13 protein-coding genes are annotated in these 13,143 nt (G+C 41.0%); 6 read left to right on the top strand and 7 right to left on the bottom strand.

Annotated features, from left to right (window positions below):
- Nucleotides 1–9: 9 nt before the first annotated feature.
- Nucleotides 10–564 (top strand): ribosome recycling factor, encoded by a 555-nt coding sequence (gene frr / locus OWEHO_RS10740; protein ID WP_014202499.1) that lies wholly within the window; start codon nucleotides 10–12, stop codon nucleotides 562–564.
- A gap of 3 nt (nucleotides 565–567) precedes the next feature.
- On the opposite strand, the gene rsmI is transcribed toward frr, so the two are convergent.
- The 3 genes from rsmI to trmB all read right to left on the bottom strand — a co-directional run bounded on the left by rsmI (nucleotide 568) and on the right by trmB (nucleotide 2,357).
- Nucleotides 568–1,242, bottom strand: coding sequence for a 16S rRNA (cytidine(1402)-2'-O)-methyltransferase (gene rsmI / locus OWEHO_RS10735; RefSeq protein WP_014202498.1), 675 nt, complete (start codon nucleotides 1,240–1,242; stop codon nucleotides 568–570).
- A gap of 106 nt (nucleotides 1,243–1,348) precedes the next feature.
- The gene (locus OWEHO_RS10730) at nucleotides 1,349–1,693 is read right to left on the bottom strand and encodes an MGMT family protein (RefSeq protein WP_014202497.1); all 345 of its coding nucleotides are present in this window, start codon (nucleotides 1,691–1,693) and stop codon (nucleotides 1,349–1,351) included.
- Nucleotides 1,686–2,357, bottom strand: a complete 672-nt coding sequence (gene trmB / locus OWEHO_RS10725) for a tRNA (guanosine(46)-N7)-methyltransferase TrmB (protein WP_014202496.1) — start codon at nucleotides 2,355–2,357, stop codon at nucleotides 1,686–1,688. Before trmB ends, OWEHO_RS10730 begins: the two co-directional genes overlap by 8 nt.
- A gap of 204 nt (nucleotides 2,358–2,561) precedes the next feature.
- Here trmB and OWEHO_RS10720 point away from each other — a divergent pair, with 204 nt between their 5' ends.
- The 3 genes from OWEHO_RS10720 (at nucleotide 2,562) to OWEHO_RS10710 (ending at nucleotide 6,144) form a co-directional block, all read left to right on the top strand.
- Complete coding sequence (locus tag OWEHO_RS10720) at nucleotides 2,562–4,409, top strand: PLP-dependent aminotransferase family protein (protein WP_041628186.1); 1,848 nt, start codon at nucleotides 2,562–2,564, stop codon at nucleotides 4,407–4,409.
- A gap of 180 nt (nucleotides 4,410–4,589) precedes the next feature.
- Nucleotides 4,590–4,871, top strand: coding sequence for a hypothetical protein (locus OWEHO_RS10715; protein ID WP_014202494.1), 282 nt, complete (start codon nucleotides 4,590–4,592; stop codon nucleotides 4,869–4,871).
- A gap of 202 nt (nucleotides 4,872–5,073) precedes the next feature.
- Nucleotides 5,074–6,144 (top strand): glycosyltransferase family protein, encoded by a 1,071-nt coding sequence (locus tag OWEHO_RS10710; protein ID WP_014202493.1) that lies wholly within the window; start codon nucleotides 5,074–5,076, stop codon nucleotides 6,142–6,144.
- Nucleotides 6,145–6,160: 16 nt separating this feature from the next.
- On the opposite strand, the gene OWEHO_RS10705 is transcribed toward OWEHO_RS10710, so the two are convergent.
- The 4 genes from OWEHO_RS10705 to OWEHO_RS10690 form a co-directional block, all read right to left on the bottom strand.
- A complete protein-coding gene (locus tag OWEHO_RS10705) occupies nucleotides 6,161–6,418 on the bottom strand; it encodes a Txe/YoeB family addiction module toxin (protein WP_014202492.1) in 258 nt (85 codons plus the stop codon).
- Complete coding sequence (locus OWEHO_RS10700) at nucleotides 6,415–6,666, bottom strand: type II toxin-antitoxin system Phd/YefM family antitoxin (RefSeq protein ID WP_014202491.1); 252 nt, start codon at nucleotides 6,664–6,666, stop codon at nucleotides 6,415–6,417. Before OWEHO_RS10700 ends, OWEHO_RS10705 begins: the two co-directional genes overlap by 4 nt.
- Before the next feature lie 68 nt (nucleotides 6,667–6,734).
- The gene (locus OWEHO_RS10695; RefSeq protein WP_014202490.1) at nucleotides 6,735–7,781 is read right to left on the bottom strand and encodes a sensor histidine kinase; all 1,047 of its coding nucleotides are present in this window, start codon (nucleotides 7,779–7,781) and stop codon (nucleotides 6,735–6,737) included.
- 18 nt (nucleotides 7,782–7,799) lie between these two features.
- Nucleotides 7,800–8,483, bottom strand: coding sequence for a response regulator transcription factor (locus OWEHO_RS10690; protein ID WP_014202489.1), 684 nt, complete (start codon nucleotides 8,481–8,483; stop codon nucleotides 7,800–7,802).
- A gap of 252 nt (nucleotides 8,484–8,735) precedes the next feature.
- Between OWEHO_RS10690 and OWEHO_RS10685 the strand changes: the two genes are divergently transcribed.
- A complete protein-coding gene (locus OWEHO_RS10685) occupies nucleotides 8,736–9,935 on the top strand; it encodes a hypothetical protein (RefSeq protein WP_014202488.1) in 1,200 nt (399 codons plus the stop codon).
- A gap of 130 nt (nucleotides 9,936–10,065) precedes the next feature.
- A complete protein-coding gene (locus OWEHO_RS10680; RefSeq protein WP_014202487.1) occupies nucleotides 10,066–12,990 on the top strand; it encodes a TonB-dependent receptor in 2,925 nt (974 codons plus the stop codon).
- Nucleotides 12,991–13,143: the final 153 nt, after the last annotated feature.

The raw sequence follows: 13,143 nt of genomic DNA, 5'->3' as shown, positions 1-13,143 counted from the left end.
AAAAGAGAGATGGAGGAAATTGATATTATTTTAGAAACTGCCAAGGAGCAAATGCAGGCTTCTATTAAGCATTTGGAAAAAGAATTGCTGAAAATTAGAGCCGGACGAGCCAATCCTGCTATGCTCAGTAGCGTGAAGGTAGACTATTACGGAAGTCAAACACCTTTGGCTCAGGTTTCAAATATTAGCACTCCTGACGCTCGTACTTTGCAAGTGCAGCCATGGGAAAAAGGTTTGATAGCTGATATTGAAAAGGCGATTCTTAACAGTAACCTTGGACTAAACCCTCAGAATAATGGAGAGGTGGTGATGATCAATATTCCTGCACTTACTGAGGAGCGTAGAAAGGATTTGGCAAAACAGGCAAAAGCCGAAGCTGAGCACGCAAGAGTTGGTATCAGAAATGCACGTAAGGAAGCCAATGACGAAATAAAAGCGATTGACGGCATTTCAGAAGATTTTCAAAAGGATGGTGAAGCTCGCGTTCAAGCGATTACTGATTCTTTTGTAAAGAAAATTGATGAAGTGTATGAAAAGAAGGAAGCGGAAATAATGCACGTATAGGCACTATTCCTTTCCACTTACACATATTACGAATTCCCCTTTTGGGGAATTTTTTTTGAAGTGATCTTCCAATTCTGTCACCGTGCCGCGGAGGGTTTCCTCAAACTTTTTGGTTATCTCACGAGAAACAGAAGCTTGTCTATCAGCTCCCCAGTATTTTGCCATTTCGCCCAAAGTTTTAGCAATGCGGTAAGGCGATTCGTAAAAAATCATGGTTCGGGTTTCATCCGCTAGTTCGGTGAATTTTGTTTGGCGGCCCTTCTTTACAGGAATAAATCCTTCAAAAGTGAAGCTGTGAGCCGGCAATCCTGAGTTTACCAAAGCAGGCACAAAAGCCGTAGCTCCAGGCAAGGTTTCTACCGGAATATCTTCACCAATAGCTTCTCTCACCAATAGAAAACCAGGGTCAGAAATAGCAGGAGTACCGGCATCGGTAATTATCGCCATGATGCGGCCGGCTCGCAATTCCTTGACAAGACCCTCCAGAGTTTTGTGCTCATTATGCATATGGTACGGACGCAGCGAAGTGCTGATGCTGTAATGATTCATCAGCTTTCCGCTGGTGCGGGTATCCTCTGCTAAAATCACATCTACTTCTTTCAATACTTCTAACGCACGAAGAGTGATGTCCTTAAGGTTACCAATTGGTGTGGGTACGATGTATAGTTTGCCGCTCATGGGGAAAATGTGGTTATAAGTTATCGGTTATATGATTGGTGCAGATTTCGATTTTAGAATTTGGCATTTGAATTTTGTTTAGAGTTTAGGTTTTCGAATTTAGAGTTTACAAGAACGTTTCTCTATCCAACTCAATAAAAGGATCCCAAAACACTTTTTCAAAATCCTGTACCTGATCATCCTCTACTGAAATGCCTTCACTTTGCAGCAACTGCTCCATCACGCGGCTTCCGCCAAAGTGTGACTTGCCGCTCAAAATTCCATTTCGATTAACCACTCGGTGAGCCGGAATATCGTGTTCGCTAATTGAACCATTCATCGCGTAGCCCACCATTCTTGCACTTTTTGGAGCACCAATAAATTTGGCAATAGCCCCGTAGCTCGTCACTCTTCCGTAAGGGATGAGTTTGGCTACGGCATATACGCGCTCAAAAAAGTTGTCATCAGCCATGTACGCCAAATTGGATGTAGGTGATGGCTTTTCCTTTTTCGCGGAAAAGGCCTTCGTAATGGGTGCGTACGCTGTGCAGTATGTTGTTCTTGTCGTAAATCTGAAGGTCTATATCATGGAAAGCGCGGTGAACGGGCAAATCTAAAGCTTGTAAAATACCATGTGTGTATCCGTGTAAAAACTCACTGTCGGTTTTCAGGTGCATCAAACCATCCTGTTTCAGGATTTTAGCATAACGCTTCAAAAAGTCTGGATTGGTAAGGCGGTGCTTTACGCGCTTATATTTTATCTGAGGATCAGGGAAAGTGATCCATATTTCGGAAACCTCATTTTCAGCAAAGCAGTATTCCAGCAGTTCTATTTGTGTACGAAGAAAAGCACCGTTCTTCAGGTTGTTTTCCTGAATTTCAGTGGCTCCGTACCAAATTCGTGAGCCTTTAATATCTACACCAATAAAGTTTTTGTCGGGATCATTTTTGGCCATAGCTACGGTGTATTCACCCTTTCCACAACCCAATTCTAAAACGATAGGATTATCGTTTCCAAAAAACTCATTCCACTTTCCTCGCCATTCCAAATTCTGAACTACATCGTCGCGGGCAGGCTCTATCACATGCCTGAAACTTTCATTCTCTTTAAAGCGAGCTAATTTTTTTCTTGCCATGCGGCAAAAATAGGGAAGATACAGTTCACGCAAAGACGCTAAGAACGCGAAGTTTTAATTGAAGGTAATATTGATTGTGTTCTGCGTGCTTGGCGACTTTGCGAGACAATGAGTTCTAATCAAGCCACCTAACAGAAAGAGTCTATATCCTTTTTCCAAAACCTGCAATTAACGTAAGTTGCGCCCCCAATTTAGATGATGATTATGCAAGACAATACCGTGCGAAATTATATTAGTGATGTACTGAAAAACATGCCTTCTGACTGGCTGAATCTCACCACACATCGACTGGATATTTATGATGAGAAGTTGGCCAAAACCCAGTTTTTGGATCAATTTGAAGATTTGTACAATGCAGGCAATTTTGCTGCTAGTGGCTTGGCGGCATTACCCACGGCTTACGATTATATCCGTTTGGGTCATCCTTTATCTTCTGTGCTCGAATGGACCATCGCCCAGTTGAATAATTTGAAATCGGAAAGTGTAATTAGCTATGATTCTCAAACGGTGCCAGTTTTGGCTGTTTTGCGAAAAAATCTATTTGAAAAGAAAAGCACTTTAGTAGCTTACACTGATGAGCTTCCTGCGGGTTTTGATGCCGAAGTTATTCGCGAGGTTTACGGCTATACATTTGAGCTAAGCAAAGTGGAAAGTGTAGATGACGTTCCTTCATTTGATGGAAGTACGGTTTTCATTTCTCATCAAACTCAAATAGGCAAGCTTGCCCCGATGAATATCGGGCTTGACTTTTACCTTGATCTTTATCCAAATCTTGGAAGTGTGCTAATTGTAAACGGTCAGCAGAATGAAAGCTACGTTTCAGAAATTCAGCATGTAAGAAGAAGAGAGACGATTGCTATGACACCCGCCAATTGCCTTGCTGCTTTAAAATCTTTGGTGGCACAAGCTCCAGCGGAGCCATTCATTAGTGATGTGGAAGGTAATAAGGCCAGCGTAGTAAAATCGATAAATACAATTACCGGAACCACTACCAAAGCATTGGTTGCTTCCAGTGGTTTGTCCATTCAGTATGCCATTATGATGGGCTTGGTGGATGATGCTCAGCAAAACCATAAAGGAAAGGCCATCAAGTTTATTGTTCCTCCAAACTGCTATGGCGGAACCAATGACCAGGCCAGACGAGTAGCAGCTTGCCTAGATAATGTTGAGGTTTTGGATTTGGCGGTAGATGGCGATAATGACATGGTGCAAAGCATTGAGTATGTTTTGGAGAAAGTGGCTCAAGAGGATGCCATCCCATACATCATTGCTGAAATCCCCACGAACCCAAGAGTGGAGGTTCCAAACCTGGAAGATTTGAGAACGGCTCTGTCCAAAGAGCGCAAAACTCCTTCGGGCGAAACGGCCATCGATCCGGTGTTTATTTTAGATCAAACTTTCTGTCCTAATTACCTTTTCCTGGGAGAAGGAAAAATTCTGTCGGAAGTAAGAGCAATCTCCTACGCCAGCGGTTCTAAATTCCCGAGTGGTGGACTGTGTACAGCCGGATATTGTGTAGGAAATACCAAGACGGTTTCCTTAATGGAAAAAATAGAGAAGCACCTTGCTCTTTGCGATAATGAAGCTACTCCGCTTCAATATGAAATATTGGCTAAGCAAATGCCTTCAATGAATCAGCGAATTGTAGATGCATACAAGAATACACGTGAGTTTGTAAACTTCATTCACGAAGTTTTACCCGCTGCGAAAATCAATTTTGTTTCCGAAGAATTGGCTGAGCAAGGATTTACACCTTCTGTATTTTCACTAGACCTTCCTACTAAAGGAAATACTGTTGAAGAAAAGGAAGCCTACAAAAGAGCACTAAACTTGAAGCTTATAAACTTGATGATTACCGAAATCCCGAAGGAGAGCAAGTTTTGCGTAAGCTATGGTCAGCTAAAAGGCTGTTACTGGACAATACCGGCAACTTCTACTCAAGGCACCACCAAGGAGGGCGACAAGGATTATATCGTTCGTGCGTCACTTTCGGGAAACATGGATTTGGAGAAACACAAAGAGGTGTTTAGGGAATTTGTGAGGAGTATCTAGATGGGTTTCACGCAGAGGCGCGAAGGAGCAAAGAAATCTCTGCGAGGCTCTGCGGGCTTGGTGGCTCTGCGGTGAAGAAATGCATGGCACGTTTTCAATAAATCTATTGCTATATTGGCGTAGTCTTTACATCTGAAAAAGCAAATATGAAGATTAATAGTCATGTGGCTAATTTGAAAAATGAGATACTCTAGCAAGTTTGACCAAGAAGTAATGATTGGCTTTCCAATTCTTGCGATAGTTGGAGGGTCAATCCTTTTCCTGGTTTTAGACTCTTATCAGATTGGGACAATTACAGCTGCTGTATTAGGAATTGTGGCTGCAACGGGGATAATGTGGGCAATGCTTTTTGATATTAAAAGGCTTACAATCGATGAAAGTCATGTAGAATTTGAGAGAGTTTTTGGAACTCAGAAATTTGACCTTTCTGATGTAAGAGAAATTCGGGATTATTATCATTAGAGCCTATATGCACGTAGGCTATTAATCATTCATTTTAAAAATGGAAAAAAGGTTCAGGTTAAAGAAGCTAGAGAGAAGGCTTTTGACAAATTGAAAGAAGACATCCAAAAGTTGGACTGGGATATTGAGTTTAAAAAGATTAAAAAATAGAAATAGTTACTCTCAGTCTCTAGAGGATAAGCACTGGTGCTAAACAAGTCAAATGAAAAACAAACCCACCATTCTTTACGGCATCCTCAATTGGGGGCTAGGCCACGTCACGCGTTCCATTCCAATTATCCACAAACTTTTGGAGCATGGTTTTGAGGTGGTTATTTGTTCCGATGGCTTGGCTTTAGATTTTCTAAAAAAGGAATTCCCGGACTTAGCCACAGAAACGCTTCGAGGCTACAATGTAAAGTACCGAAAAGGCATGGGGCAGATTTGGGGGCTTACTGGTCAGCTGCCTAAAATATATACCGCTATGAAGGCGGAGCACCGAGCAGTGAAAAAGCTGGTGGAGAAGTACGAGGCCACAGCAGTGATTTCGGATAACCGTCTGGAGTTTTACCACAAAGATTTGCCTTCCGTTTATATCACTCATCAGCTGAAAATCATCATGCCGCTGAACACGGACTTTGCTTCAGCGCTGCATCACCGATTTATTAGGAAGTTTGATGTATGCTGGGTTCCCGATTTTGAAGGGGAAGGAATTTCTGGCGCTATTGGCCATGAGCTGAAACCCAAAATTCCGGTAGAATATATTGGATCATGTTCTCGGTTTACGGAAGCCATTCCCACGACAGTGGAGAAAGAATATAGAATAGCCGCCATACTAAGCGGCCCTGAGCCACAGCGCACTTTGCTAGAAACTAAATTGCTAAAAGAACTTAGCAAACTGGAAGGCCAACACTTAATGATAAGAGGAACAGACAGACCGATAAAGGCGGAGGTTCCAGAAAATGTAAAAGTGGAGGATTTGGTGGCAGCCGATGGAATTTATGATGCAATTTCAAAAGCGGAAACAACAATCAGCCGCTCGGGCTATTCTTCGTTGATGGATTATTATGCTTTGAAAAATCATGCTTTGCTGATTCCAACTCCTGGGCAACCGGAACAGGAATATTTGGCGAGATTTCAGTTACACAAAGGGCGCTTTGCCTACGTAGGGCAAGATTACATAAACTTACCTGAGGACTTGGAGAAAGCTGAAATGTACCAGGGCTTCAATGATATTGAATCGAAAGAAACCGATTGGGGAAGGTTATTTTCCTTTTTAAGGACTGGCGAATAGGTTTTGCAAAAAGAAACTATTGATAGTGATATCGGCAGGAGATAATCAAAAGTTCATTTTCCTGGTGGCTGTAAATCAAACGATGTTCAGTGTCAATTCTACGAGACCAAAACCCTTGCAAATCGTGTTTTAGCGGTTCCGGATTTCCTATTCCTTCAAAAGGTGTGCGCTGGCAACTTTTTACCAATTCGTGAATCCGCTTGATTTTCTTTTTATCGGTCTTGTGCCAATATAGATAATCATCCCAGCACGCAGCTGTCCAAGTGATTCTCATTCTTCAATGAGACCTTTTTGTACCGTATCTCCTTTTTTGGCTTGTTCAAGAGATTCCATCAAGTGATCGCGGTTTTTGCCGGACATTAAATACTGGGTTTCTTTTAGCGAGCGATATTCCTCAAGAGATATTAATACTAGATCTCTGTTGTCTTTGCGTTTGATGATTAATTCTTCAAAATCATCAACAACCAAGTCAAGCCAGCGTTTCAGGTTAAGCCTTAATTCTGTGTAGTTTATAACTTTCATAGTATCACAAAATTACTAATTACGTACGTAATAGCGTTTCTTTTTTGTGATTTATAGATGAGAGAAGGTTATTTTCCTTTTTGAAGAGTAAAGGAGAAAGTTGAGCCAGCTTTTTCGCTACTGCGGGCATTGATAGTTTGCTTGTGCGCTTCTATAATGTGTTTCACAATAGAAAGCCCAAGCCCTGTGCCGCCTGCTTCACGCGAACGGCTTTTGTCTACACGGTAAAATCTCTCAAAGATTCTTGCTAAATCTTCTTGCGGAATACCCACGCCATCATCGCTCACTTCGGTAAGTATTTGCTTATCCATATCATAAAAGCGAACTTCTACTTTTCCCTTGTCATTACCATATTTAATGGCATTGGTGATAAGGTTGATGAGTACTTGTTCTACTTTTTGACGGTCACCATAGACCTTTATAGGTTTGTCGTATTCCTTCTTAAAGACCAATTTTATCTTTCGCTCCCTGGCCTTGTCCTCAAGCATTTCAAATACTTCTTTTACAAGACCAACAATATTGAAATTGGAATAGGCCAGCTGAATCATATTGGACTCCAGCTTACTGATAGTTTCCAAATCGTCAATAATGTAAATCATGCGATCTACAGATTTACTGGCCCTTTTCAGGTATCTTCTGTTAATTTCAGGATCATCCAAAGCACCATCCAAAAGAGTAAGTAGATAACCTTGAATATTAAAAATTGGCGTTTTCAGTTCGTGAGAAACATTGCCAATAAACTCACGTCTAAAGGCTTCACGTACTTGTAGAGCTTCAATTTCTATATCGCGTTGCTCTGCCCATTCTGATACTTCACGTGTAACCATATCAAGGTCACTACTGCGCACTACTTCATCTTCGTCTTCATCATTCCCTATTTTCAGGTTATGAATATTTTTGTAGATGATCTTTACTTTATTGTAAATGAACTCCTCCACAGAATATCGAATGATGAGATAGCAAGCAATAAACATGGCAATAGAAACCATGCCCACTTCTAATAGGTATGCATTTTCGGTACTTACATAAAGTACCGAAGAAGTGAGCGCCCATATAAGCGCGGCAATAATACCGGCCAATGAAAGCGCCAAAATGTTGGGCTTGTCAAATCGCATCTAAGAGCAAGGAGGGGCTTAAGATTGAAACTTGTAGCCTACTCCTTTTACAGTTTTAATGTATTTCTCACCAATCTTTTCGCGTAGCTTACGGATGTGTACATCAATCGTACGTCCGCCTACTACTACTTCGTTGCCCCAAATTTTGTCAAGTATCTCATCGCGATGAAACACTTTGCCAGGGCGCGAAGTGAGCAAGGTAAGTAATTCAAATTCCTTACGGGGAAGGTCAAGTTTTTGCTCCTTATAATTTACCTGATACTTATCCAGATCTATACTTAGGTCGCCAAACTCTAAAAGCGATGTACTGGTAGAAGACTGTCCGTACCTGCGAAGCAATGCCTTGATGCGGCTCACCAATACTTTTGGTTTGATAGGTTTTGTAATGTAATCATCAGCGCCTGCATCAAAACCTGCTACTTGGCTGTAATCTTCACCTCGGGCGGTAAGAAATGCAATAAGAGAGTTTTCTAAATCCGGCACCTTGCGAATTTGATCACAAGTTTCGATACCATCCATACCAGGCATCATCACATCTAATAGTATAAGTTGTGGCTTTTCCTTTTTAGCCAATTTTAGTCCAGCCTCTCCATTAGGAGCGGTAAGTACGTTAAAGCCTTCCTTCTTAAGGTTATAGCTTACAAATTCCAGAATATCTGGTTCATCATCTACTAGTAGTAGGGTGAAGTCGCTGTTGTTCATGACTTTACATATAATTTGAGGCCAAAAGTAATTTATAATTGAATAAAGGGTAAGGTATTAACAAATCCTTAATGCAGTATTATGGATTTTAAGAGAGTGTTAAGCGACTTTTGTGCGCTATAGCCTGATAATCAATGGTGATTGTAAGCGGGGAGTACGATTGTGAATGTTGAGGTATTGTTCAACTTCCATTAACAGTGGCATAACATAGCCGCCATTTCTTTGCCGCAGAATTAAAAACAATCTATCCCGATGAAAAAAATTAAATCAATCGTAATGTTCAGCGCTTTTGCTGCTGCCTTTACTCTTACTTCTTGTGGTGAAGACGACAAGCAAACTACTACTCCAGCAGTAGATACTGAGCTTTCTGGAGTTATTTCTGAAAACAAAACTTTGACCTCTGATAAGGTATGGTACCTTGATGGTCGTGTAACTGTATCTGGTGCAACTTTAACTATTGAGCCAGGAACTGTAATAAAGGCAAATCCGGGAGCTGGTGCAATTTCTTCTGCACTTGTAATTGCCCGTGATGGTAAGATTATGGCAAACGGAACAGCTTCTGAGCCAATTATCTTTACTACAATCGCTGATGATATTGCTTCTGGTGATGTAATTAGCCCAAACATGGATGCTGAAAACAACGGTCTTTGGGGTGGTGTTATCATCTTAGGAAATGCTCCTATTTCTGCTTCAGCTACTGAAGTACAGATTGAAGGTATTCCTACTTCTGATCAAAACGGTCTTTACGGTGGTACTGAGCCTGCTCACAGTTCTGGTGAGTTTACTTACGTTTCTATTCGTCACGGTGGTACTAACATTGGTTCTGGTAACGAAATCAATGGTCTTACTTTAGGTGGTGTTGGTTCTGGAACCACAATTCACCACATCGAAGTAGTAGCTAACCAAGATGATGGTATCGAGTGGTTCGGTGGAACTGTTAGTGTATCTGACGTTCTTATTTGGAACTCTGGTGACGATGGTCTTGATACTGACCAAGATTGGTTGGGTACTTGCGAAAACTTTGTAGTAATCACTCCTAATGGTGGTTCTGCTTTCGAACTTGACGGTCCTGAAGGTCCTGCTGCAACTGGAACTCACTGGTTTAAGAATGGTACTGTTTACGCTGGTGAAAACATTGATCACTTGGTAGACTGGGATTCAGAAACTAATGCTGCTTTAGAAAATGTATACTTCTACGGTCTTGCTTCTGGATATGCTGCTACTGCTGACTTTTCTCCATTCGAATCTTTTGGAGGAGACATGAGCGGAGCTACTTCTAACATCCAAGTTACTATCAACGGAGGAACCCTTGCTGACCTGTTTGAAGGTAGCGTACCTACTGAAGTAACTGAAGTTGCTGAAGGTGCTAACACTGTAGGTGCTAATAGCGGAGAGTTTGCAGGCTGGACTTGGGCTGCTGCTTCTGGCGAACTAAGCAAAATCGGACAATAATTATTCATTCAACATAGAATGCAAGCATGCTTCGGAGTGATTCGAAGCATGCTTTTTTTTCATTTCAAATAAATTCATTCCATCTACACCAGATCGAATTCTATCGCAACAATTCAGAAAAAGAGGAGTAATGAATCACACAATTAAAACATTAGTTATTATGCTGGCCCTGGCTATGCCATTGGTTAGTTTTTCACAAAAAGGTATCATTCGAGGTCAGGTAATTGACGGAGAAACCGGTGAACCTTTATTTAGTGCAAACGCTGTACTGAAGGGTACCATGACAGGTGCCACCACCGATTTTGATGGTAAGTTTGAACTATCAGCAGAAGAGGGTACTTACAATCTTGAAGTTACATTTATAGGAATGGCCAGTGTAAACATCACGGACTTAAAAGTAAAGTCAGGAGATGTAACCGTAGTAGAGGCAATCGCTCTAAAGCCTGCTTCTAATGAGCTTGGCGAAGTGGTTATTACAGCCGAAGTGGCAAGAAACACTCAGGCTGCTATGATGACTTTAAAGAAAAAATCAACCAACGTAATAGATGGAATATCTGCCGGAGAGCTTAAGAAAACGGGTGACTCTGATGCGGGAGATGCTGCAAAACGTGTAACCGGAGTTTCAGTAGAGGGCGGCAAATATGTATATGTACGAGGCATAGGAGATCGTTATACCAAAACTATGCTGAATGGTGTGGATGTTCCAGGGCTTGATCCTGATAGAAACGCTATTCAAATTGATATTTTTCCAACTAATCTTATTGATAATATGACTATCCTAAAGTCAGGATTGGCTGAATTGCCAGCTGACTTTACAGGTGGTTTGGTAGATATTGTTACCAAGGATTTTCCGGATAGACCTGTGTTTGATGTTTCAGTAGGTTTGGGTTATAACCCGGCAATGCACTTCAATAGCGACTATATAACTTATGATGGTGGTAAAACAGATTTCTTAGGTTTTGATGATGGTACGCGCGCACTTCCTGAAGGAGCCGATGATAATCCAATACCATCTCCATTTAGCAGAAGCACTTATAGCGATCAGGAAATAAACGATTTCATCGGAAGTTTTAATCCCACTTTGGGAGCTATGAAGCAACGTAGCTTTATGGATTATGATCTTGGTGTTTCAGCGGGAAATCAGAAAATGCTGGAAAATGGAAATAAGCTAGGTTATATTTTTTCACTTACCTACAAGAATTCTACAGATTATTATGATGAGGTAGAGTATGGTGAATATGTGCTTCCTACTCAGGGGAATGATAATCCTGAGATGCTTTACACAAATAAAAGAAATGGCTCTAAGGGATCTAATAATGTACTTCTTGGAGGAATAGCGGGACTGGCTTATAAAACGCAAAACGCAAAGTACCAGTTTACTGTAATGCATTTGCAGAATGGCGAAACTGAGGCCGCGCAAATGCATGTGGACAATAGTGAAAACGGAAATGCTACCGGTCAGTCGGGGTATCAGGCATATCAGAATAGCTTGGTATACTCTGAGCGAGCGCTAACAAACGTGCTGCTTAGTGGAGAGCATCATCTTAAAGATGACAAATGGGAAGTAAACTGGAGAATATCTCCAACTCTATCTCGAATGGATGAGCCAGATTTGAGAAAAACATCCTTCTCTATAAATCGTGGAGATTCTACATTTGAAGCAGGACAAGGAGGAAACCCAAGACGCAGCTGGAGAGATTTGAGTGAAATCAACACTGTAGCTCAACTGAACCTGATTCGTAAGCATAAAATGTTCGACCGTGATGCTAAACTAAAATTTGGAGGTAGCTATGTTTACAAAAACAGGAGTTATGAAATTTTGACGTTCGATTTGCAATCATATCTTAACTGGCCTGAGTTTACAGGAGATCCAAATGCAGTATTAACACCGGAGAATATTTACCCTAATGGTTCTCAAATGTGGTATAACCCAAGTCAGGAAGAGGTAAATGCCAATGAATATACTTCTACGGCTCACAATACAGCTTTTTATGTTTCTGAAGAGGTAAGCCTTTCTATGAGATTGAAGGCGATTTTAGGGTTACGAGCAGAGTACTTTGTACAATACCATACAGGTAGAGATCAAGCTGGTGCTAATGGTGCTCAAGGTGGAAATGTATTGGATAATGAAAAAGTACTTGATGCCCTTGATTTATTTCCTTCTGCTAATTTGATTTTTGCCAAGGATGAAAATGAAAACATTCGTTTTTCATACTTCCGCTCTATTGCTCGCCCATCATTTAAGGAACTTTCGTTTGCTCAAATTCAAGATCCTATTACAGATCGAATTTTTAACGGAGGGTTTTATGAATATACTGACGGAGGAACAGGTGAGGTACTTTGGAATGGAGACTTAACAGAAACAAGAATCAATAATTTTGATTTGCGCTGGGAGATGTTTATGAAACCTGGTGAGGTTTTCTCGATAAGCGGTTTTGCCAAATTTTTTGATAACGCTATTGAGCTCGTTCGAATTCCTACCGCGCAAACTACTTCAGAATTTCAGCCGCGTAATGTTGGGAATGGACAGCTTTTTGGAGCCGAGATTGAGTTTAGAAAGAACTTAGGCTTCATTAGTCCAGTATTTGATAAATATTCATTTAGTGGAAACTTTACATATGCTTACTCGCAAATAGATATGAGTAACGTAGAAGAAGAGGGACGAAAAGCATACGCAAGAGAAGGGCAGGAAATAACAGGAAAAAGGCCAATGGCTGGTCAAGCGCCTTATATAGTAAATGCGGGTCTATCTTATGACAATCTTGATAAGAAATTTAACGCAGGTGTATTTTATAATGTAAAAGGTAGAACACTTGAAGTAGTGGGTGGTAGAGTATTCCCGGATGTATATACAGAAATGTTCCACTCGCTTAATTTCACCGCCCGAAAGGCATTTGGTAAAGATAGCCGCTCGGCAGTGACCTTTAAGGTAAAAAACATTTTAAATGATGTTCAGGAAAGTTTCTATGTAGGTTACGAGGCTCAGGATCAAATCTTCAGTCGATTGAGCCCTGGAGTTCAATTCTCATTAGGTTATACGTATAAATTCAAGTAATTTAAAATAACACCAAGGGTTCATCTCTTGGATTGTTGCGAGGGGAAAAGGTCGTTCTGTATAGGACGGCCTTTCCTTTTTTAGGGCTACCCTAAAATCATCAAAAATTTCAACTTACTGCCGCAACGTACCAACGGCTCATTATAGGCTTTA

This window comes from Owenweeksia hongkongensis DSM 17368 (assembly GCF_000236705.1).
GTDB classification, from domain to species: Bacteria; Bacteroidota; Bacteroidia; order Flavobacteriales; family Schleiferiaceae; genus Owenweeksia; species Owenweeksia hongkongensis.
The sequence above is the reverse complement of the archived record's forward strand: the minus strand, read 5'-3'. Positions and strand labels throughout refer to the sequence as shown.